Below are 21,757 nucleotides of genomic sequence, written 5' to 3'. Positions count from 1 at the left end.
AGGGCAAAACCTTCCTCAACCGTGACCGGCCTGCGTCAAACCATGACCGGCCCAGCTACCCAACTGCCATGCAGGCCATGGGGAATCGCCAGCGGCAGCTCCAGCACCGCCTGCTCACTGAGATCATCAGCACGCAGGATCACCAGATCCGTGGCTTCTCGGGCACCGTTCCACACCGGCACCAGCACCCAGCCGTCATCTTCCGCCGTGCCGCCAAGGCGCGCCACCACAATTGGCTCGCTCACAAAACCGCGCGGGGCCGCACTCCACACCCTGGTAGCGCCGGTCTGCGCATCACGCTTCTGGATCGCTTGCAACGGATCATTGCCCTGCTCCCGCTCGGCAACGGCCATCCAGGCGTAGCGGGCCTTGAGGCCTTGCTCCGCAGGGTTCACCATGGCGAATTCGCAACAGCGCTCCCCGAGCAGTTCTGTGCTGCATTGACCACTGGCCAGATCAATGCTGCAACGCTTGAGTAGCCCCTCAGGAATGCTGTCGAAATCCACAGCGCGGAAATCCACATCAGGGCCGATGGAAGGGAAATCGCTGTAGTGAATGCTGTCGATCACCAGGGCCCCGTTCTCTTCCCAGGCATTCACGTGGTGGAACACGAAACCCTCGGGAGCCGGCACTAAGCGAGGTTCTTCGCCGGCATGGGCACCGGAATCGCGAGGCACCAACCAGAACATGGCCTGGCCACCAGGCTTCGAAGCCAAGCACTGCGCCGCCCCCTTCTGGCCCATCACGAAAGGCAAGGGGTTAAACGCCACAGCGTTCTGCAGGAACACCGCCCAGTTGGGAGTGATGGCGAAATCATGCAAGAAGGCAAAGCCGTTGAAGCTGTCGCGACGGTCGCAAAGCAGATCACCTGCACGGATCCCGGCGGCCGCGTCGTCTTCAGTGGCGAACTCCATCAGGCGGATGGTGCTGCGGGGGCCCGTCTTGACCCCAAAGGTGACCATGCGCGGGCTGCCGTGATGGCCTGGATCAAAACGCGGGTGAGCACTGAACGCTTCGCCTTTGCTCAGCACCCCATCCAGTCGCGATAGGCCGCGCGTTTCCAGGCTGGCGGGATCAAGCGCATGCGGTTCGGCGGCCTCCCAGAGCGCCAACAACTGATCCCCAAGCCGCACGACATGAGTGTTGGCGATGTTCTTGAGGCGTAAGTCAAAGGCGTTAGCCATTGCGCCGCCCGGCTTCTGGGTGCCGAACACACCGCGATAGAGAAAACGGCCGGCTTGCTCCTCCGCCTCCCAGCCTTCGGTGCGCACGAAGCGGTTGCTGCAGCGCGCTTCTCCAGCCGCAAACTGCACCGCGGTGATCATGCCGTCACCGTCAAACGGGTGATGCACCGACTGGCCACCACGCTCCAGACGACCAGGGCCGTTGCGGTAAAGGCATCCCTCCAGCTCAACCGGAACGGTGCCGCTGGCCACGCGCACCGGCACCTGACTGAGTTCCTGCTCAACGTTGCGGAAGGCGCTGGCCCAATCCGCGCGGTTGAAGCGGGTCGGTGCGGATGCAACGGTCACAGTGGAGCGGGCGACAACCATCCCATCCTCTCGTAACGGAGTGTGAAGCGCGTCCGGCGTGGACAGCTGTTTGGGTTCAGCTGCCGGCCTGCTCCAACACCCCCTTACTGCTGGGCACTGTTCCAGCACGGCGCGGGTCGATTTCCGTGGCCATGCGCAGCGCCCGAGCGAACGCTTTAAAGCAAGCCTCGACGATGTGATGAGAATTCACCCCATCGAGCTGACGAATGTGGAGGGTGAGACCGGAGTTATTGGCCACCGCCACAAAAAACTCCTTCACCAGTTCGGTGTCATACGTGCCGATTTTCTGGCTTGGAATCTGAAGGCCAAAGCTGAGGTGAGGGCGGCCGGAGCAATCAAGGGCCACCTGCACCAAAGCCTCATCCAAAGGCGCCACGAAATGACCGAAGCGATGAATGCCGCGCCGGTCGCCAAGGGCCTGGGACAGGGCCTGTCCCACAGCGATGCCCACATCCTCATTGGTGTGGTGGTCGTCGATATGGGTGTCACCCGTGGCATCAATGTGCAGATCGATCAGACCGTGGCTGCTGATCTGATGCAGCATGTGGTCGAGAAACGGCACTCCGGTGACGGCGTGGCATTGCCCCGTGCCATCGAGATCCAGCCTGACCCGCACATCGGTTTCGCCGGTGGCGCGATGGATCTCACCTGTGCGCATGGTTCACGGGCGCCCGGGGCGCTGACTCAGTCACAACAGACCGATCATGCCGAACGGACGCCCGGACACCAGCGGGGAACACCGCCAGAGATCACATGCCGTTGATGCAGTAGCCGGAATCGACGTAGATGGTCTGGCCTGAAATACCGCTCGCCAGGTCACTGAGCAGGAATGCAGCGGTCCCGCCCACTTCGGTTTGGGTCACCGTGCGACGCAAAGGGGCTTTTTCCTCCACGTTGTGGATCATGTCGAGAATGCCGCCGATGGCAGAGCTGGCCAAGGTGCGGATCGGGCCGGCGCTGATGGCATTCACACGCACCTGCTTGTCGGGGCCCAGTTCTGCGGCCAGATAACGGACAGACGCTTCTAGAGCCGCCTTGGCCACACCCATGACGTTGTAGTTGGGGATGGCGCGCTCAGCGCCCAGATAGGTGAGGGTCACCACACCCGCCTTCTCGCTGAACAGGGGCTTGGCGTGGGCACAGAGAGGCGCCAGGGAGTAGGCACTGATCTCAAGGGCACGAGCAAACCCTGCAGCGGTGGTGGCGCTGTAGTCGCCGATCAGTTCTTCCTTGCCGGCAAAGGCCAAGCAGTGAACGAGGCCGTCGAGCACACCCCACTTCTCCTTGATCTCGGAGAACACCGATTCCATCTGGGCGGCGTCCTGCACGTTGAGGGGCAGAAACAGGCTGGGTTCCAGGGGAGCGGTGAGCTCACGCACCTTGGCTTCGAAACGGCCTTTGTCGTCGGGGAGATAGGTGATGCCCAGCTCAGCGCCAGCTGCTTTGAGTTGTTGGGCGATGCCCCAGGCAATCGAGCGGTTGTTGGCAATGCCGGTGACGAGGATCTTCTTGCCGGTGAGATCGAGAAGCATCGAGCCGTTCCCGCGGGATAACAATTCGGGTGATTCTCCCCCACGCCGCGCGGTTTCGCACTTTCCAGCGCCAAACGTCAGAGTGGCGGCTCTTCCGTAGTCCCTCCGTTCGGTGCTTGAGCAACCCGTTCCCCCACCGCTGGCGTGGGATCCGGCACCGGGGGACCTGTCCCGCGATTTCGACGACCGCCAGGCCCTCGCCCAGCTGCTTGAAACCCAGTTCCCTGAAGCAGAGGGCGAGCTGAGCCCGCTCCAAGGAGGCCGCACCGCAGCCGAACACCAACTCAAGAGGGTCGAAGCCAAGCGCTACGGCCGCAGCCGCAATCATCTGGATGGTGCCGTCACAGGGCTCTCACCCTGGATCCGCCATGGAGTGCTCACCCTGGCTGAAGTGCGCGATGCCGTCTTCGCCCAACTGAACGAGCGCCATCAGCGCCGCGATGACGGCGCCAAATTGATCAACGAATTGGGCTGGAGAGATTTCTGGCAACGGATGTGGAGTGATCTCGGCGACGGCATCAACGACGACCAGGAAGCACTCAATACCGGCCACGACCCCGCCTCCTACGCCCGCAGCCTTCCCACCGACATTCGAGAGGGCAACACCGGCCTGGCCTGCATGGATGCGTTCCAGCGAGAGCTGGTGACCCACGGCTGGCTGCACAACCATGCCCGCATGTGGATGGCCGCCTACGTGGTGCATTGGCGACGGGTGCACTGGAAAGCCGGGGCCGACTGGTTCCTTGAGCATCTGCTCGATGGCGACCCAGCCAGCAACCACCTGAGTTGGCAATGGGTGGCGAGCAGCTTCAGCCACAAGCCCTATTTCTTCAACCGCGACAACCTGGAGCGGTACAGCAAAGGCCGGTTCTGCACGGATTGCCCCAGCGCGGGCTGTTGTCCGTTTGAGGGGAGCTACGAACAACTCGAGAACCAGCTCTTTGCCCCCCAAGCCGCCATCCGCGACACCGGCGCAACGCGCGGACGCGGGCGAAGCAACGCAGGCAACCAACGCCAGCGGAGCAGCGGCGCCGCCTTTGCCCGTCCCTCATCCGCCACCGCCCGCCCCAAACGCTGACGCCCCGATGTCCTTTCAACGTCCGATCATCTGGGTTCATGACGAGGCCCTGGGCCCCCGCAACCCAGCCCTGCTGGCCTGGCCCCAAGCCCCAGCCCTGTTCGTATTCGACAGTGCCTGGATTCAAGACGCCAGCATCAGTCGCAAACGCATCGGCTTCCTTTACGAGAGCGCCCTGGCACTGCCTCTGACCCTGCGCAAAGGCGATGTGGCTGCCGAAGTGGTGGCGTTCGCCAACCGCCACAACGCCGATGGCATCGTCAGCAGTACCCCTGTCGATCCCCGTCTGGAACGGATCGCCGATGCCATTGAGGCGCAGCTCCCTCTCGAGCTGGTCGACCCTGAACCGTTCGTGAAACTCCCGCGCCCACCCCGTCTCGGGCGATTCAGCCGTTACTGGCGCGAAGCGGAATCCGTGGTCTGGGAGGGATTTGTCAGCAGCGCCTCCTGACGCGCTTTCTCCTCTCCTGGATCGGTGAGCAGATGCCGCTCTTCAAGGGCCGGTAATTGCACGGGCGTCACCTCTGACGCCTCTCTCGGCGGTTCCGTCCACTGCCACTGGGCTTGTGGTGCCCGCGCTGCACACAACGCTTTCAGCTCCTTCTCCAGGACCTGACGCACCGCATCGCGCCCCACAGCAGCAAAGAACTCCTCACGCGTGGCCACACCGGAGGAAAAGGGGTGGGTGCCATTGCCGTTAAAAAGGCGAGCAGGGTCCGGCAACCATCGGGGCTTGCACTGCTGAGGGTTGCTCGTATCGGTCTCGAGGTAGATGTGCAGACCAAAACCATCGGGCTGATTGACCACTGCCAGGCCGTCGTGAGGTTGCTGACGCTGCAAAGCAAACACCTTCCAACTGGGCTGCGGCCCTGACGCGTTTTGGCAACCACTCAGCACCAGCACGAGGCCAAGCCCAATCCATCGGCGTGCTTTGTCGAGGCGCAGAGGCACAACACACGTCAGCAAGGGCTTACCCATGCTGTGGGCATCACGGAGCTGTTTCATGGTTTTGACACCCTCCACCATGCTTCCGCTGCGAAGTCCACTGCCGGAGTTCGCCCTACCAATGGCCTCGGGCACCAGCGATCGCGACTGCATAGGGAGCCAGCACCTACCGGATCGGCCATTAGTGCTGATGCTGCTCTGCAGCCACTGCCCGTTCGTGAAGCACATTGAGGACGAGCTGAGCCGGATCGACCGCGACTACAGCGCCCGTGTGACCCTGCTGGGTGTGGCCAGTAACAGCTGGATCACCCATCCACAGGACGGTCCTGAAGCACTGGCCGACCAGGCCCAGCGCAACGGTTGGCGCTTCCCGTATCTGCTCGACCAACAGCAAACCCTGGCCAAAGCCCTACGGGCCGCCTGCACTCCCGAGTTTTATCTGTTTGCCCCTGACGGCGAGGGAACCCAAACCCTGCGCTATCGCGGCCAGCTGGATGGAAGCCGACCAGGGAATGGCTTGCCCGTTGATGGCCACGACCTGCGCGCGGCCCTTGAAGCAGTACTCAAGGGCGACGACCCAGACATGGAGCAGCAGCCGTCGATTGGCTGCAACATCAAATGGCATCCCGGCCAGGAACCGCGATGGTTCGGAGAGACGGCTTAAGGTTCCCTTCATGCAGGTGCCTCCCTTCAGTCTCAGTCAGCAGCTTGCCGATTTGGGGCAGGAGCTTGATCACGCTGTCCTGCGCGTGCTGCGCAGCGGCCAGTACATCGGCGGCAACGAAATTCAGACGTTTGAAACAGCTTTTGCGGCCAGCGTGGGCACGCCCCATGCCGTGGGCTGCAACAGCGGCACCGATGCGCTGATCCTGGCCCTACGCGCCCTAGGCATCGGACCTGGCGATGAGGTGATCACAGCCTCCTTCAGCTTTTTTGCAACGGCCGAAGCCATCAGCGCCGTGGGGGCCACCCCGGTATTTGTGGAGGTGGATCCCCTCACCTACCTGATCGATCTCAACCTGATCGAGGCGGCGATCACTCCAGCGACCAAAGCGATGATCCCGGTGCATCTCTTCGGGCGCCCTGTGGACATGGATGCACTGATGGCGATCGCCCAACGCCATAACCTCAAGGTCGTTGAGGACTGCGCCCAGGCCACCGGTGCCAGCTGGAATGGCAAACCCGTCGGCAGCTGGGGCGATGTGGGCTGCTTCAGCTTCTTCCCTACTAAAAACCTTGGCGGTGCGGGTGATGGTGGCGCCGTCACTTGTCACGATCCAGCGGTGGCGCAGTCCATGCGCGAGCTCGCCGTGCACGGCATGCCCCGTCGCTACCTCCACACCGAGCTCGGCTACAACAGCCGCCTCGATGCACTGCAGGCTGCCGTGCTGAATGTGAAACTGCCGCATCTCACCACCTGGGTCGAGAAACGCAGCGCCATTGCCAGCCGCTACCTCGAAGCGCTCGACGGGCTCCCCGGCATTCAATTGCCTGATCCCGCTGCTAGTGCAGCCGTGGGCCATGGATGGAACCAGTTCGTGGTACGCGTCAAGCTCTGCCCCGAGGGACAAGCCAATTGCGCGGGGTCCTGCTCGGATAGCCCAAGCAACTTCGGCTTACCGAGCAGCCGTTGCCGTGATTGGCTCAAGCAGTACCTCCAGGAACATGGGGTAAACACGATCATCTATTACCCAATCCCCATCCATCGGCAGCCGGCCTATGCCGACCTCTCCACGGCTCCTAGCGGCCTTCCCATCACCGAACGTCTCTGCAGCGAGGTGCTGAGCCTGCCAATTTTTCCCGAGCTGAGCGAAGAGCAGCAGGACCAGGTGATCCATGTGCTCAAACAACTTCTCAGTCCAAATGTCAACAATCAGCTGGTGGCCTGAGGGCAGCCAACTCTGATCGAGGACATGGCACCGGTCTGCACTTGATCCTTGCTCGCAGGATCAGCCTCACCGCATCAAAAAAGGTGGCCTTGGCCACCTTTTTTCATGTCAACCAAAGATGGCAAACAATCAAGGCGAAAGCGTACCAATCAACGGCCGGCCAACAAAACACAGATCACCACCAATAAGTCTGTGACCAAGATCACAGCGAGCCGTGATCCTGGTCATCAAGCCCCATAAGCAGAGCGGGAACACTGCGTGACAGAGGTCACACAACGACCAAGATCTCGCACACTCACTCTTCCCTTCCATGCTCGAATTCAACCTCGACGGCAAACTGAACAACAACTTCGATGCCGGCAACGCTTATCAACGCGTCGCCGGATCCGAGGCCACCTCCTACGGCCTAGGCCAGAGCAACGATCCGCTCACTCCAGGCGCCATCAACCCCCTCACAGAGGACACACTGATCTCCCCCTGGGAAGACGCAGGCCAGCCCAGCAACGCAGAAGGTATCAAGCGCAATGGTGCACTGCCGCAAGGGCACAATGACCCAGCCACCCAACGCGGCGTCAACCCCACCAGCACCAGCGGCGATCACAACGACAACGACGCTTTCTCTAGCGCCGCCCAGCAAGGGCAAAGACTGGCCCAACGGCTCAGCGAGACAGCACCCATCGATCAGCTCACCGGAGGCCATCAAGACGGCAGCGCCATCAGCAGCGCACAACAGACAGCTCTCGCTGATCTACTCCAGCTCGATCAAGCCAATCCAGCTGATCTCAACACTTCACCCCAACAACTGGATCCACTCACAGGCGAGACGCAGGCCGGATCCTTTGGCTTCATGCCATTGCCGGAGATCACCGCATTTGATGCAGATCTCCTCTCCTATCTCGGCGAACGCGCGGAGGTGAGCAATCTGCTCGCAGAAGAACGCTTTGATCGCGATCAATCTGCAGGCACCGAAACCCACTACAACTTCACCTGGGGCAGCGGCTTTTCAGCTAATGAAGGCAGCGGATACGACATCACCGACAGCCGCACCAATGCAGCCGACATCGGCACCGTGGCCTATCGCGACGACAAAGAGGTGATCGGAACGATTGGCTATGGCAGCGGCAGCAATCGTGACTACAACGATTACTTCTCCTTCTACGCCGGCAAATCGGGCACTTACGACCTCTCCCTCTCCAACTTAGGAGCCAATGTCGGCCTCGCTCTCTACAACGACAGCGGATCACTGGTCACCTGGTCGAACAAGTCTGGCACCCAGGATGAAAACATCAGCACCTTCCTCAATGAAGGCCACTACACCAGCCGCATCTACAGCTACAACACCTCATTCTGGAACAACAACGGCGCAACAGCCTTCAACCTCGACATCAGCCGCCAGGCCGACTGCTTTGAACAAATCACTAACTGCTTGATTAATGACAACAGCGTCAAGAATGCCGTCCTCAACTCGATCAAATATGACAATTTGTTTGATCGCAATGATACCGTCGGCATCCTTAAAAGTGCTGGCGACTATGGATCTGTCACCAATACAGAGCTGACCGATCTACAGCAATTCCACAACATATTCAGCGGCACCATGCGCGCTGACATTGCCGGCCTCTCGAAAAAAGTGGTCTTTGGCGATGCCAGCAATGCCTGGTACACCGGCTACGACAGCATTCGCAATGAACTCGGCAATCTGGAAGCCGGCACTAGCACCCAGAATCTCAATCTACTGATTGGCAAGCACATGCTGGGCACCGACAGGCCGATGATTCACACCGGCAGCTACACCCAAGCTGGAGGCAGCCTCTTTGTTGACGGTATTGATGCCGGTGACATCGACCAAGGAGCGACAGGCTCCTGTTATTTCCTCTCCGCTCTTGCCGGCACCGCCGACAAAAAAGAGTCGATCATCGAGGATATGTTCACTGACAACGGCGACGGCACCTACAGCGTTCGCTTCTACACCAACGGACAGACTGATTACGTCACCGTCGACAGCATGATGGCGACCAGAGCCGATGGCACCTATCTCCATGCTGATGCTGGCGATGGCACCGCAACCAACGCCCTCGTGGCCGACAACAACGAACTCTGGGTTGCCCTGGCTGAAAAAGCCTATGCACAACTAAATGAGTCGGGTCGCCTTAATCAAGAAGAAGCGACAAACCGCTACGGCATTGCCGGTAATGAAGGCATCAGCTGGGGGTTCACCACCGACGCGATTACCCATATCACTGGACTCAATTCCAGCTGGGGCAATGCAAGCGCCTCAGGCGTCGGCGCAACCAATGTGAGCTCTTCGGAGCTGCAAACCCTCGTTAACAGCAACCGTGTCGTCGCTGCAGGATGGGGCGGTCACGCTCGCACCATCACGGGCTACAACGCCACCACAGGCCAATACACCATTCGCAATCCCTATGACCGAAACCATTCCACACTGACCCATGCACAATTGATCAGTCTGGGCGCACAGTTCAGCTGGAGCAACAGCTGAATTCAGCCATCAGCCCAACACAACCAACACAAAGGTGGCTTCGGCCACCTTTTTTGTCCATAAAAACTGCAAGCAACGGACAGCCCAGCACACCGAGCAACGCAAAACGCCATTACCGGCAACCAGAGCACCACAAAAACCCTGTGACCAGAATCACAGCCGCACTAAATCCAAATCATCAAAACCAACCGGGAAAACGGAAACGCTGAGTGCATCAGAGGTTCATTCCCTGACTATCTCCATCACTCAACCTTTCCTCCCATGCTCGAATTCAACCTCGACGGCAAGCTCAACAACACCTTCGATGCTGGCGACGCTTATCAACGCGTCGCCGGATCCGATACCACCTCGTACGGCCTCGACCAGAGCAACGATCCGCTCACCCCAGGCGCAATCAACCCCTTAAGCGAAGACGAGTTGCTTTCGCCCTGGGACGAGGCTGGCCAGGCCAGCAACGCAGAAGGTATCAAGCGCAATGGTGCACTGCCGCAAGGCCACAATGCCCAAGCCACCCAACGCGGCGTCAACCCCGGCAAGGACAGCGGGAATCACAACACCACAGACGCCCTCACCGGCACAGTTCTCGAAGCAGATCGACAACTGCCCGCAGCGGAAGTAACTCTTGATGCTGCCATCGACACCCAAAAGCAATTCGAACAAAGCGCCGGGAATCCAAAGGGCAAAACATCAGATCCCATTACTGGAACATCCCATCAATCCCAAGCAGGATTTGCCTACATACCCATCGGAGAAACCCTGTCTGCGGACTGGGTTAGCGATGAGCTGATTTCTTATCTAGGAGAACGCCAAGAAGTCAACGATCTGCTCGCAGAGGAACGCTTCAATCGCGATCAAACCGGCGGCAAAGAAACCTTCTACAACTTCACCACTGGAAGCGGGTATAGCGCCAACGAGGGCAGCGGCTATGACATCACCGACAGCCGCAGCAACGCCGCAGAGCTCGGGACCGTTGCATACCGCGATGACAAGAACGTGCTTGGCACCGTCGGCTACACCAGCAATGGCTATCGCGACCGCAACGATTACTTCTCCTTCTATGCCGGCAAGAGCGGCACGTATGACCTCTCCCTCTCTCTGCTCAGCGCCAACGTAGGACTGGCCCTTTACAACGAGAGCGGCTCCTTGATGAGCTACTCCAACAAAAGTGGCACCCAGGACGAAAGCATCAGCACCTTCCTGAATGAGGGCTGGTACACCAGTCTCGTTTACAGCCACAACAGCGCAGCTTCCAACAACAACGGCGCCACCGCCTTCGATCTAAACATTAGCCGCCAGGCCGACATTTTCGAACAAGATATAGAAACCTGGATCGACGACAGCAGCGTCAAGAATGCGGCGCTCAACTCGATCAAATATGACAACGACTTTGGTCGCAATGACATGGTCGGAATTCTCAAGAGTGCCGGCGATTACGACTCCGTTAGCAGCACGGAACTAACCGATCTACGCCAAATACACAATATGTTCAGCGGTACAATGCGTGCCGACATCGCAGGCCTCTCCAAAAAAGTGATCTTTGGCGATGACAGCAACGCCTGGTACACCGGCTACGACAGCATTCGCAATTCACTTGGCAACCTAGAAGCGGGCACCAGCACTCAGAACCTCAACCTGCTGATCGGCAAGCACATGCTGGGCACCGACAGACCCATGATCCATAGCAACAGTTCTGGAAATGTGGCTGGCAGCTACACACAAGCTGGAGGAAGCCTATTCATGGATGGAGTGAGCTTCACAGATATCGACCAAGGACAAACCGGAGACTGTTACTTGCTGGCTCCATTAGCCAGTACAGCCCATGAGAAGCCAAGCATCATCCGCGACATGTTCGAAGACAATGGCGACGGCACTTATAGCGTCCGCTTCTACACAAACGGCCAGGCTGATTACGTCACTGTCGACAACATGATGGCGACCGACTCCAATGGTCGATACATGTATGCCGATGATGGAGCGGCAGGAAAGCAGCAGGTTGCCGATAACAACGAGCTCTGGGTCGCCCTTGCCGAGAAAGCCTATGCCCAACTGAACGAGTCAGGACGCCTCGGCCAAGAGGAAAGCACCAACCGTTATGGGCGCCAATGGAATGAGGGGATCAGCTGGGGCTGGGCCGACGCCACCACGACCCACATCACCGGACTCAACACAACACAAGAGCGCCTCGTTGAATCAACCTGGTGGAATCCCTTTAGCTGGGATGCAGGGCTCACCAAGAACGAGCTGATCAATCTTGTGAATGGCGACAATATCGTCACTATTGACGGCTTCAACGGCAACGCTTCCACCGATGATGACGGCGACGGATCCATCGACTGGAAGAGCACCAGCAGCACAAACATTGGCTCAGCAGTGCAAGGCCACGTCTATGCAATTGTCGGATACAACGCCGCCACACAGCGATTCAACATTCAGAATCCCTGGGGCAACTTCGACCTCAGCCTGACCTACAACCAACTTCGGAACCTGGGAGGCACTGTCAACTATTCCAATACCTAAATCGATAACAGGAGGTCATTCGACCTCCTGTTCTATACCAATCAAGCCGCAAAAAACAGAAGAAACAAAAAGGTGGCTTAGGCCACCTTTTTTCACGTCTATCAACGACGGCGAATCATCAAGGACAAAGCACACGAATTAACGACCGATCAACAAAGCACAAATCACCACGCATCAACCTGTGATCAAAATCACAGCGAGCCGTGATCCTGGTCATCAAGCTCAACAAGCAGAGCGGGAACACTGAGCAACAGAGGTCACACACCCAGCCCAGATCTTCCACACTCATTCTTCCCTCCCATGCTCGAATTCAACCTCGACGGAAAACTCAACAACAACTTCGATGCCGGCAACGCTTATCAACGCGTCGCCGGATCCGAGGCCACCTCCTACGGCCTGGGCCAGAGCAACGATCCGCTCACCCCAGGCGCCATCAACCCCCTCAGCGAAGACACCCTGATCTCTCCCTGGGATGAAGCTGGTCAGACCAACGGCGCAGAAAGAATTCAACGTCACAGCGCCCTGCCACAGGGCCACAACGCCCAACCCACTCAACGCGGCGTCAACCCAGGCAGCAACAACGACGCACTCACAGGCACAGCCGAGCCAATGCACGACTTGGGCCAAAGGCTCAGCGTTCAAACACCAATCGATCAGCTGACCGGAGGCCATCCTGATGGCCGCGCGATCAGCAGCGCACAACACGCAGCTCCTACTGATCCACTCAATCTCGATCAAACCAATTCCATTGGCCTCAACACGGCACCACAACAACTGGATCCACTCACGGGCGATTCAGAAGATGCGATTGGCTTCATCCCAATGCCGGGAATCCTTGACATTGATCCAGAGTTTCTCTCCCATCTCGGCGAACGCGCTGAGGTGAACAATTTGCTGGCAGAAGAACGCTTTGATCGCGATCAATCTGCAGGCACAGAAACCCTCTACAACTTCACCTGGGGCAGCGGCTTTTCAGCTCATGAGGGCAGCGGATACGACATCACCGACAGCAAGAACAATGCAGCCGACATCGGCACAGTGGCCTATCGCGACGACAAAGAGGTGATCGGAACGATTGGCTATGGCAGTGGCAGAAATCGTGACTCCAACGATTACTTCTCTTTCTATGCCGGGAAAGCAGGCAATTACGACCTCTCTCTCTCCAACTTAGGAGCCAATGTCGGCCTTGCCCTTTACAACGAAAGCGGATCACTAGTCAGCTGGTCTAACAACTCAGGCACCCAAGACGAAAACATCAGCACCTTCCTCAATGAAGGCCACTACACCAGCCGGATCTACAGCTACAACACCTCATTCTGGAACAACAATGGCGCAACAGCCTTCAACTTCAACATCAGCCGCCAGGCCGACTGCTTCGAACAAATCGTCGAAGCCTGGATCGATGACAGCAGCGTCAAGAATGCCGCACTGAATTCCATCAAATACGACGGCGACTTCGGGCGCAACGACATCATCGGCATTCTTAAAAGTGCTGGAGACTATGGGTCTGTCACCAATACTGAGCTAACCGATCTACGCCAATTCCACAACATTTTCAGCGGCACAATGCGCTCTGATCTCGCAGTTTTGTCTGAAAAGGTGCTGTTCCACGATGACAGCAATGCTTGGTATACAGGCTCCGACAGCATCGTGACTGATCTCGGCGACCTCGAAGCCGGCTCCAGCACTCAAGACCTGAATCTTCTAATCGGCAAACACATGCTTGGGCTTGACAGGCCCGTGGCTGCTGGCGAGTACACCCAAGCTGGAGGCAGCCTGTTTGTGGACGGAGTGAGCGCCGATGACATCGATCAGGGAGGGGTGGGAAGCTGCTATTTCCTCTCTGCTCTTGCTGGCACGGCCAATGACAAGGCCGAAATGATTCAAGACATGTTCACCGACAATGGCGATGGCACCTATAGCGTTCGCTTCTACACCAACGGCAAAGTCGATTACGTGACCGTCGATAGCATGATGGCCACATCAGCGACAGATCGCTACCTCTATGCCAACTCAGGCGGCGATAATGGAGTCCAAAATGTGGTCGCTGACAACAATGAGCTGTGGGTCGCCCTTGCTGAGAAGGCTTATGCCCAGGTGAACGAATCAGGTCGAATCAGCCAAAACGGGCGCAACTCCTACGCAGGCATCAGCGGCGGCAACTCTGCGACTGCAATTACCCACATCACAGGGTTGAGCGCGACATCAGAAGCTGTGAACCTCACCGGCATTAACGGAGTCAGTAATGCTGAGCTGATCAATTATGTGAACAGCGATCGCGTCGTGACCGTTCGAGGATTCAACGGCTTAGCCACAGGCTCTGGAAGTGGCCCCACCAATATCAGCTCTGGCGTGCAAGGCCACGCCTACTCGATTGTGGGCTATGACGCTGAGACTGGGAGATTTGACATCCGCAATCCCTGGGACAACCAACACCTCAGCCTGACCCACCTTCAACTCAGACAACTCGGTGCGGACATCCGCTACAGCCTGAGCTGAATCACGCACAAGGCAAACCAATACAAGGAGGCCATCGCGCCTCCTTTTCTTTCTTTTAGCCAAGGAGAAAGATGCACATGACATTCATCCCACTTGCTCTCCTTTCAATCCTGACCATGGCCATGAAGTTCTCCTCACCAGACGCTGCGATTACCTGCTCCGATGGCAATGTCACCCCTGACTTGCAGGCTTGGGTAAGCCCAATACCCATCGTTCAAGACAACGCCCTTCCTCCTGGAGAACACCAAGCCCCAAATCCGGAGCCAACCGATCACACCCATGTGCTGCACGTGGAACTCCGCTTGCACAACACCACCCTTAATCCCCACAACGCTGAAGTACTAGGAGCCAGCTGGAGTCAAAACGAACAGTCCCATCCGCTCAGATGGCATAAACAGCCCGACCTGAGCCCTCTGAACCGGTTCAACACCATTGAGCATCGACCGATTCAGACCAACACAACACATCCCCTCACCGTGACCTTGCAGCTCATGGTCGATGGCCAAGCCTGCATGCTGGAAACAACCACGGACGTACCCGTACGCAGATAGCAGACATCCAGAGGTCAGGATTCAGCTGCGAATCGTGGCGTAAAGCGCCTTAAAACGTGCCTGCTGCGTTTTGTGATTCACCAGGAGCTCGGGATAGCCACGACGCTCAAGTGCCGCGATCTCACCACTGAGCAAATCCTTGGTGTTCACATGCCGAAGCTCCGGCACCCAGCGGCGGATGTAATCACCGTCCGCATCGAACTTCGACGCCTGAGTGGCGGGATTAAAGATGCGCAGGGGCTTGGGATCCATACCGCTGCTGGCACTCCACTGCCAACCACCGTTGTTGGCGGCTAGATCGCCATCCACCTCCAACTCCATGAAGGCACGCTCACCCCAGCGCCAGTCGCAGATCAGGTCTTTGACCAGATACGAGGCCACGATCATGCGGCAACGGTTGTGCATCCAACCGGTTTCATTGAGCTGACGCATCGCCGCATCAATGATCGGCATGCCGGTCTGGCCGTCTTTCCAGAAATCAAACCAGTCCTCGTTGTTCTCCCAGGGGAATCGGCGCCACTGGTCGCGGTAGGGCCCGTTTGCCAGCTCAGGAAAGTGAAACAGCGCCTGCTGATAGAACTCGCGCCAACCGAGCTCCTGCTCCCACACCGTGATGGCCTGGCGCTGCTCATCACTGCGCGCAAGACCTTTCATCTCCTGCGCAGCACACCAGGCCTGGCGCGGACTCAATGTGCCCACACTCAAGGCAGCACTGAGGTAAGAGGTACCCACTACTCCAGGGAAATTGCGATCGGGCTCATAGGCCAAGAGCGGCCCATCAACAAAGGTGGCCAACTGCTCCGCCGCCGCGGCCTCACCCGGTCGGCATGGGCACAGCTCCATCCCGCGGAAACCGTGCTCAACCTGCAGCCGCTCCAGTTCGCGCTGGCCTTCGGCGCAAAGTCGACCCAGGTCTCCTGCGCCACTGCTGATCGCTTCGAGCTGCTCCGACTCGAGGTCACACAAGCCAGTGGGAGCTTCAACTGTGCTCGGCTCGGTGCGCTCCACCTGACCACGCCAGTTGCGCAGGAAAGGGCCATACACCCGGTAAGGATCACCGCCACCGGTCTTCAGCAATTCAGGCGCCACCAGCAGCTGATCCCAATCCACCAGCACCTTGCGGCCATCGGCCTGAAGCGCCTTGGCCACCTGACGGTCCCGCTCGCGGGCATAGGGCTCCACATCCCGGCTCCACACCAGAGTGGGTGCTTCCAAAAGGGCTGCCAAGCGCGGCAGCACCGCCACCGGATCCCCAGCCACCACGATCAGGCGACTCCCCGCATCCCGCCAACGCTGCTGAAGCTCGCGCAGGGTTTCCACCAAAAACCAAAGGCGCGCCGGCGCCATCGGCGGCAAATGGTGTGGCGGCGTGATGATCGCCGGATCCAGCACATACACACCGGTGACGGCAGAACCCAGGGCCGCTGCAGCCTGCAAGCCCTTGTTGTCAGCCAGGCGCAGATCGCGGCGATGCCAGAAGAGGGTGCGAGAAGCGTTCATGACGGTGCAACTCAAAGACCCAACAACTGCTTGGCCCGGAACCAAGCGGTGACGCTCTTGCCATCCAGCCATTCCTCACCGGATGCCAGGGCTGCATCGAGCTCGGCGGGGCTCATCTGCACCACCTCAAGGTCTTCATCGTCATCACCGGCAGGTGGGTTCTCCAACGGCGTGAGCTCCCGAGCCAGGAAGCAATGAATCACCTCATCGGAGTAGCCAGGACACGGCAGCATCGGGCCGAGTGCATCCCAACGGGACGCGCTGTAGCCCGCCTCTTCACCCAACTCGCGCTGCATCGATTCGAGCGGATCCTCGCCGTCTTCGAGGGTGCCAGCGGGGAATTCCAGCAAGCGGGCCTGCACGGCAAAGCGGTACTGACGTAGGAGGACGACCTGGCCGTCGTCGGTGATCGGCACCGCCAATGAGGCCCCGGGATGGCGAATGATGCCGAAGGTGCCTTCCACGCCCATCGGCAACTTGATGCGATTGCGCTCGAAGCGAATCTTGCGCGAATCCACGCTTTCAATCGTCTCCAGCAACTGGAACCGCTCAGGGGGTGGCAGCGGAGCCATGGGGGCAGGGCAGCAAAGGCGACCAGCATGGCGGCTGGAGTGCAGGATCGTTTGTGTCTCCCAACGCAGGCGTGAACACTTCCCGGACCCCGACCCCGAGCCCACCACGCCTGCTGCCCCGCCAGAAGCAAGTGCAGTTGCTGAAGGCCTTGGCTGTGGAAGCCGGATGGCGCCATCTGGCCCTGTTGAGTTTGCTCAGCACCATGAGCAGCCTGCTCGACATCGCCGGACTCGGACTCGCCGTCTCCCTGCTCCTGGGCGCGGGCACATCTTCAACCGTCGCTCTACCCCTGGCAGAGACCTGGCCCCTGGCCACCAGCCTGGCTGTGCTGGTGGGGTTAATCCTGCTGCGCGGCCTGATTCAGGCGCGAGTCGCCATCAGTCGTGAACGACTGCGCTCAGGGTTTACCGATCGACTGCGTCAACAACTGCTGCATCGCGTCTTCGCCGCCTCCGCCGCCCAACTGGAGCAAATCGGCCGGGGCGATCTGCTGGCCCTGTTAATGGTCGACATCAATCGCACAGCCCTGGGCCTGGATCAGGCGGTGCGCATGGGACAGGCACTGCTGGCCTTGGGGATCTACCTCACCAGCGTGTTGGTGGTGGGGCGCGCGGCCGCCTGGCCCCTGTTGCTTGCGCTGGTGGCCACAGCCGTCGCCGCCCTGCTGCAACGCTCCGGCAGCTGGAGCCTTGGACGCATTCAGAGTCGCCTGAATGCCGCCCTGCAGCGCACGGTGGGGGATGGACTGCATGGCCTGAAGGCGGTGCGTGCAGCGGCTGCGGAGCCTTGGCTCCTGGAACGCTTTGCCAAGGAAACGGCCGAAGGACGCTGGCTGCTGCGGGAACGGGTGCGCCGGCGCGCCGGCTACACCGCCTGGCGCGACACCCTGGTGGTGGCCATCGCCGGCCTCTGGATGCTGCTGCAGGGTGATGGGCTCAAGGCCGACGTGCTTACCACCACCCTGGTGTTGGCTTACCGCGCCGGAGTGTCCCTCAGTGCAGTGGTGCAAGCTCGCCGCCTCTGCCTCGGCAACTTGCCGGGCTACGAAGCCCTGCGGCGGCGACGGGAGCAGTTGCAACCCGTTTCTGACAAACCCAGTGGTGTGGCCTTATCGGAGCAAGAGCTTGAACATCTGAGCGCATCCCCTTGGGACCTGTTCCACTGGCGCGATCTCGGCGCAGGCCAACAGAGCGAAACCCAGACAACTCCAGACGAGACAACGCCTGGCTCCAGCGTGCAGCTTGAACCAGGGCGCCTGATCGCGATCACGGGACCTTCGGGTTGCGGGAAAACCAGTTGCCTGGATCAGCTCTGCGGCCTGCTGAAAGAAAGCGACAGCCGGTGGTCGATCCAGCAGGGAGATCAAATCTGGGAGCTGGCCGGTCTGGCAGGTGCACAACAGCTGCACCAATTGATTGCCTACGCCCCTCAGAACGCCGTGCTGTTTGAAGCCAGCCTTCACGACAACCTGCTGCTCGGTGGCCAGCTCGACGACACCCGTCTCCTCCCTTGGCTCGAGCGACTTGGCTTAGACCACCTCTTGCAACGCGATGGCGGCCTGGACGCCCCCATGGCGCTGGCGCAGGACCCGTTCTCGGGCGGAGAGATTCATCGCCTGGGACTCCTGCGGGCCTGGCTGCGCGACAAACCTGTGGAGGTGCTGGATGAACCCACCGCCTTCCTCGATGCCGCTGCAGCTGAACGCGTGAGGACCGTGATCCATGAACGCGCCCAGAAGCGCCTGGTCCTGGTCAGCAGCCACGATCCCGTGCTGCTGGCCCAGGCCGATCAGGTGATCACGCTCCCAGGCCGCGATGGAGAAGCCAAGGCAGCGGAACACGTCTAAAGCGACCAATCCGCAGATCCCTGCATCGCTGCCAGCAAGGGCTCCAGCACGAAGCTGCGCAGATGGAGCCGGGGATGGGGGAGCACCAGATGGGGGTGATCGAAACGCAACTCATCCCAAAACAGGAAATCCAGATCCAGGGTGCGGGGCCCCCATCGCTGCTCCTTACCCCGATCGCGTCCGTACTCCCGCTCAAGCTGATGCAGAGCTTGAAGTAGCGCCAGAGCGGCGTCTTGCTGCGGCTCTCGCTGAAGACCGTCCACCAGTACCACAGCATTGAGATAGCTGGGTTGATCGATCGGGCCTCCCACCGGAACGGTGTCAAACAACGGCGACCAGCGGCAACGCGCTGTTTCACAAGCCCAATCCCTGAACAATTGTTCGAGGCGTGGGCGCACCATCACCAGGGTTTGCCGTGGGTTACCCGCCGGACTGGGCAAATTGGCGCCCAGAGCCACTGCCAAGCAACGGGGTTGATCAGCGAGACTGGCGCTCACGCAAAGGACCTGGAAACGTTCATGGTGTCAGGAGGGGTGGCCGCAGCGAATGGCGTCGCAGGGAGTGCGGCCCGGGATCAGGCCAGCCGCGCCTTTCCCCTGGCAGCGATCACTGGCCATGGCACCCTCAAGCTGGCCCTGCTGCTGGCCGCTGTGGATCCTGGCCTCGGCGGCGTGATCATTGCCGGTGGCCGGGGCACCGGCAAATCCGTGCTGGCCAGGGGCCTGCATGCACTACTGCCCCCCATCGACGTCCTCGATGTGGATCGTGGCGAGGGGCCACCGAGCCATGGGCGCAACCTCGACCCGCAGCGGCCGGAGGAATGGGACGACAACGCGCGCCGGCGCATCGCGGCGCTGGGGGACAACGCCGATGCCACCGGAAGCGACGCGCTTCCACCCACCAAGGTGCTGCCGGCTCCGTTTGTGCAGGTGCCCCTCGGAATCACGGAAGACCGGTTGGTGGGGGCTGTCGATGTGGCGGCCTCCCTCTCCAGCGGCGCAGCCGTGTTCCAACCAGGACTGCTGGCGGAAGCCCACCGCGGTGTGCTCTACGTCGATGAGTTGAACCTGCTCGATGACGGCATCGTCAATTTGATGCTGGCAGCCGTCGGCAGCGGTGAAAACCAGGTGGAACGGGAAGGCCTGAGCCTGAGCCACCCCTGCCGCCCCCTACTGATCGCCACCTACAACCCCGAAGAGGGCGCCGTGCGCGATCACCTGCTCGATCGCTTCGCCATCGCCCTATCGGCCGATCAGCTGGTGAGCGTCGAGCAACGCGTGGAGATCACTGAAGCAGTGCTGTCTCACGGTCAGTGCAGCCGCAGCTTCGCCGACAAGTGGGGTGAGGAAACCGAAGCCCTCGCGACTCAGCTGCTGCTGGCCCGTCAATGGCTTCCGGATGTGCAGATCAGCACTGAGCAGATCGAATACCTGGTGACCGAAGCGATCCGCGGCGGCGTGGAAGGACACCGCTCCGAGCTCTATGCGGTGCGAGTCGCCAAGGCCCATGCCGCCCTGAGTGGCCGCGACCGGGTGGAAGCGGACGACCTTCAGGTCGCGGTGCGCTTGGTGATCGCTCCTCGGGCTCTGCAACTGCCACCCCAAGACGAGCAGATGGAGCCGCCACCGCCGCAAGACCAAAATCCACCCCCACCGCCCCAATCCGGTGAACAGGAACCTGACAATCAACCACCACCGCCGGAGGGGTCCGGCGAGGACGACAACGAGCAACCCGAAGACAACAACGACGACAACAGCGACAACGAGCAAGACAACGATGACGACGAAGCCGATCAGGACGAAGCCCCTCCCTCCGTGCCGGAGGAGTTCATGCTCGACCCGGAATCGGTGGCGATCGATCCCGACCTACTGCTCTTCTCATCGGCCAAGGCCAAGAGTGGCAACAGCGGCAGCCGCTCGGTGGTGCTGAGCGACAGCCGCGGCCGTTATGTGAAACCGATTCTTCCCCGCGGTCCGGTGCGCCGGATTGCGGTTGACGCAACCCTTCGTGCTGCGGCGCCTTACCAAAAAGCACGCCGGGCTCGTCAGCCCGAGCGTTCCGTGATCGTGGAGGAGTCGGATTTGCGGGCCAAGCTGCTGCAACGCCAGTCCGGCGCCTTAGTGATTTTCCTGGTGGATGCGAGCGGATCAATGGCGCTCAACCGGATGCAAAGCGCCAAAGGGGCCGTGATCCGATTGCTCACCGAGGCCTATGAGAACCGGGACGAAGTGGCCCTGATCCCCTTCCGTGGCGATCAGGCTGAAGTGCTGCTGCCCCCCACGCGCTCGATCACAGCCGCCCGGCGGCGGCTGGAATCGATGCCCTGCGGCGGCGGATCACCCCTGGCCCATGGCCTCACCCAGGCCGCGCGCGTGGGTGCCAACGCCCTTGCCACAGGGGATCTGGGGCAAGTGGTGGTGGTGGCGATCACCGACGGGCGCGGCAATGTGCCCCTGAGCACGTCGCTGGGCCAACCCGAACTGGAGGGCGAGGACAAACCCGACCTCAAACAGGAAGTGCTGGATGTGGCCTCTCGCTACCGGATGCTGGGCATCAAGCTGCTGGTGATTGATACCGAGCGCAAGTTCATTGGCAGCGGCATGGGCAAAGATCTGGCCGAATCAGCAGGGGGCAAATATGTGCAGCTGCCGAAAGCCAGCGACCAAGCCATTGCGGCCATCGCCATGGAAGCCATCAACACAGTGACCTAGGCGTCATGAGCACGAGAGCGTGACGTCTACGACGCGGCAGCGGAACCATACCGTGCCACAAGC

At 60.1% G+C, this 21,757-nt stretch carries 17 protein-coding genes; 10 read left to right on the top strand and 7 right to left on the bottom strand.

Going from position 1 to position 21,757, the window contains the following annotated elements; genetic code table 11:
- Nucleotides 1–35: 35 nt before the first annotated feature.
- From RS9916_RS12000 to fabI, 3 genes are all read right to left on the bottom strand, one after another.
- Nucleotides 36–1,553, bottom strand: coding sequence for a carotenoid oxygenase family protein (locus tag RS9916_RS12000; RefSeq protein ID WP_007099703.1), 1,518 nt, complete (start codon nucleotides 1,551–1,553; stop codon nucleotides 36–38).
- Between the two features lie 55 nt (nucleotides 1,554–1,608).
- Complete coding sequence (hisB, locus tag RS9916_RS11995) at nucleotides 1,609–2,211, bottom strand: imidazoleglycerol-phosphate dehydratase HisB (protein ID WP_007099702.1); 603 nt, start codon at nucleotides 2,209–2,211, stop codon at nucleotides 1,609–1,611.
- A gap of 91 nt (nucleotides 2,212–2,302) precedes the next feature.
- The gene (fabI, locus tag RS9916_RS11990) at nucleotides 2,303–3,085 is read right to left on the bottom strand and encodes an enoyl-ACP reductase FabI (RefSeq protein ID WP_007099700.1); all 783 of its coding nucleotides are present in this window, start codon (nucleotides 3,083–3,085) and stop codon (nucleotides 2,303–2,305) included.
- A gap of 112 nt (nucleotides 3,086–3,197) precedes the next feature.
- Here fabI and RS9916_RS11985 point away from each other — a divergent pair, with 112 nt between their 5' ends.
- Nucleotides 3,198–4,163 carry an FAD-binding domain-containing protein gene (locus tag RS9916_RS11985; protein WP_007099699.1) on the top strand — a complete coding sequence of 322 codons (966 nt, stop codon included), beginning with the start codon at nucleotides 3,198–3,200 and terminating at the stop codon, nucleotides 4,161–4,163.
- Nucleotides 4,164–4,170: 7 nt separating this feature from the next.
- Entirely contained in the window at nucleotides 4,171–4,614 is a 444-nt protein-coding gene (locus tag RS9916_RS11980; RefSeq protein WP_007099698.1) for a hypothetical protein, read from the top strand.
- Here the strand turns inward: RS9916_RS11980 and RS9916_RS11975 are convergent.
- The gene (locus RS9916_RS11975) at nucleotides 4,557–5,168 is read right to left on the bottom strand and encodes a hypothetical protein (RefSeq protein WP_232199590.1); all 612 of its coding nucleotides are present in this window, start codon (nucleotides 5,166–5,168) and stop codon (nucleotides 4,557–4,559) included. The genes RS9916_RS11980 and RS9916_RS11975 overlap by 58 nt on opposite strands.
- On the opposite strand from RS9916_RS11975, the gene RS9916_RS11970 reads away from it, so the two are divergent.
- The 6 genes from RS9916_RS11970 to RS9916_RS11945 all read left to right on the top strand — a co-directional run bounded on the left by RS9916_RS11970 (nucleotide 5,167) and on the right by RS9916_RS11945 (nucleotide 15,064).
- On the top strand, nucleotides 5,167–5,772 hold the full coding sequence (locus RS9916_RS11970; RefSeq protein WP_156777548.1) for a thioredoxin family protein: 606 nt from the start codon (nucleotides 5,167–5,169) through the stop codon (nucleotides 5,770–5,772). The genes RS9916_RS11975 and RS9916_RS11970 overlap by 2 nt on opposite strands.
- 10 nt (nucleotides 5,773–5,782) lie before the next feature.
- Entirely contained in the window at nucleotides 5,783–6,997 is a 1,215-nt protein-coding gene (locus tag RS9916_RS11965; protein WP_007099695.1) for a DegT/DnrJ/EryC1/StrS aminotransferase family protein, read from the top strand.
- A 310-nt stretch (nucleotides 6,998–7,307) separates the two neighbouring features.
- Nucleotides 7,308–9,497, top strand: a complete 2,190-nt coding sequence (locus RS9916_RS13620; RefSeq protein WP_007099694.1) for a C2 family cysteine protease — start codon at nucleotides 7,308–7,310, stop codon at nucleotides 9,495–9,497.
- A gap of 261 nt (nucleotides 9,498–9,758) precedes the next feature.
- Complete coding sequence (locus RS9916_RS13615) at nucleotides 9,759–12,014, top strand: C2 family cysteine protease (protein ID WP_007099693.1); 2,256 nt, start codon at nucleotides 9,759–9,761, stop codon at nucleotides 12,012–12,014.
- A 300-nt stretch (nucleotides 12,015–12,314) separates the two neighbouring features.
- On the top strand, nucleotides 12,315–14,513 hold the full coding sequence (locus tag RS9916_RS13610; RefSeq protein WP_007099692.1) for a C2 family cysteine protease: 2,199 nt from the start codon (nucleotides 12,315–12,317) through the stop codon (nucleotides 14,511–14,513).
- A gap of 122 nt (nucleotides 14,514–14,635) precedes the next feature.
- A complete protein-coding gene (locus RS9916_RS11945) occupies nucleotides 14,636–15,064 on the top strand; it encodes a hypothetical protein (RefSeq protein WP_232199589.1) in 429 nt (142 codons plus the stop codon).
- A gap of 21 nt (nucleotides 15,065–15,085) precedes the next feature.
- Here the strand turns inward: RS9916_RS11945 and RS9916_RS11940 are convergent, their stop codons facing one another.
- The gene (locus RS9916_RS11940; RefSeq protein WP_007099690.1) at nucleotides 15,086–16,564 is read right to left on the bottom strand and encodes an FAD-binding domain-containing protein; all 1,479 of its coding nucleotides are present in this window, start codon (nucleotides 16,562–16,564) and stop codon (nucleotides 15,086–15,088) included.
- 11 nt (nucleotides 16,565–16,575) lie between these two features.
- The gene (locus tag RS9916_RS11935) at nucleotides 16,576–17,136 is read right to left on the bottom strand and encodes an NUDIX hydrolase (RefSeq protein WP_038024613.1); all 561 of its coding nucleotides are present in this window, start codon (nucleotides 17,134–17,136) and stop codon (nucleotides 16,576–16,578) included.
- A gap of 71 nt (nucleotides 17,137–17,207) precedes the next feature.
- Here RS9916_RS11935 and RS9916_RS11930 point away from each other — a divergent pair, with 71 nt between their 5' ends.
- Nucleotides 17,208–18,983 (top strand): ATP-binding cassette domain-containing protein, encoded by a 1,776-nt coding sequence (locus tag RS9916_RS11930; RefSeq protein WP_156777547.1) that lies wholly within the window; start codon nucleotides 17,208–17,210, stop codon nucleotides 18,981–18,983.
- On the opposite strand, the gene folK is transcribed toward RS9916_RS11930, so the two are convergent.
- On the bottom strand, nucleotides 18,980–19,480 hold the full coding sequence (gene folK, locus RS9916_RS11925; RefSeq protein ID WP_007099687.1) for a 2-amino-4-hydroxy-6-hydroxymethyldihydropteridine diphosphokinase: 501 nt from the start codon (nucleotides 19,478–19,480) through the stop codon (nucleotides 18,980–18,982). The genes RS9916_RS11930 and folK overlap by 4 nt on opposite strands.
- Nucleotides 19,481–19,501: 21 nt before the next feature.
- Between folK and RS9916_RS11920 the strand changes: the two genes are divergently transcribed.
- Complete coding sequence (locus RS9916_RS11920) at nucleotides 19,502–21,694, top strand: putative cobaltochelatase (RefSeq protein ID WP_038024611.1); 2,193 nt, start codon at nucleotides 19,502–19,504, stop codon at nucleotides 21,692–21,694.
- The last annotated feature ends 63 nt before the right edge of the window (nucleotides 21,695–21,757 follow it).

Source organism: Synechococcus sp. RS9916 (assembly GCF_000153825.1).
Taxonomy (GTDB): Bacteria; Cyanobacteriota; Cyanobacteriia; order PCC-6307; family Cyanobiaceae; genus Synechococcus_C.
Note: the sequence above shows the minus strand (reverse complement) of the source record. Positions and strands in the feature narration are given on the sequence as shown.

Bases quoted from the DNA above. Each gene is read 5' to 3' on its own strand.
- RS9916_RS11935 (WP_038024613.1), bottom strand. From the start codon at position 17,136: ATGGCTCCGCTGCCACCCCCTGAGCGGTTCCAGTTGCTGGAGACGATT.
- RS9916_RS11975 (WP_232199590.1), bottom strand. From the start codon at position 5,168: ATGAAACAGCTCCGTGATGCCCACAGCATGGGTAAGCCCTTGCTGACG.
- RS9916_RS13620 (WP_007099694.1), top strand. From the start codon at position 7,308: ATGCTCGAATTCAACCTCGACGGCAAACTGAACAACAACTTCGATGCC.
- RS9916_RS12000 (WP_007099703.1), bottom strand. From the start codon at position 1,553: ATGGTTGTCGCCCGCTCCACTGTGACCGTTGCATCCGCACCGACCCGC.
- RS9916_RS11970 (WP_156777548.1), top strand. From the start codon at position 5,167: ATGGTTTTGACACCCTCCACCATGCTTCCGCTGCGAAGTCCACTGCCG.
- RS9916_RS13610 (WP_007099692.1), top strand. From the start codon at position 12,315: ATGCTCGAATTCAACCTCGACGGAAAACTCAACAACAACTTCGATGCC.
- RS9916_RS13615 (WP_007099693.1), top strand. From the start codon at position 9,759: ATGCTCGAATTCAACCTCGACGGCAAGCTCAACAACACCTTCGATGCT.
- RS9916_RS11945 (WP_232199589.1), top strand. From the start codon at position 14,636: ATGAAGTTCTCCTCACCAGACGCTGCGATTACCTGCTCCGATGGCAAT.
- RS9916_RS11980 (WP_007099698.1), top strand. From the start codon at position 4,171: ATGTCCTTTCAACGTCCGATCATCTGGGTTCATGACGAGGCCCTGGGC.
- RS9916_RS11940 (WP_007099690.1), bottom strand. From the start codon at position 16,564: ATGAACGCTTCTCGCACCCTCTTCTGGCATCGCCGCGATCTGCGCCTG.
- RS9916_RS11920 (WP_038024611.1), top strand. From the start codon at position 19,502: ATGGTGTCAGGAGGGGTGGCCGCAGCGAATGGCGTCGCAGGGAGTGCG.
- fabI (WP_007099700.1), bottom strand. From the start codon at position 3,085: ATGCTTCTCGATCTCACCGGCAAGAAGATCCTCGTCACCGGCATTGCC.
- RS9916_RS11965 (WP_007099695.1), top strand. From the start codon at position 5,783: ATGCAGGTGCCTCCCTTCAGTCTCAGTCAGCAGCTTGCCGATTTGGGG.
- hisB (WP_007099702.1), bottom strand. From the start codon at position 2,211: ATGCGCACAGGTGAGATCCATCGCGCCACCGGCGAAACCGATGTGCGG.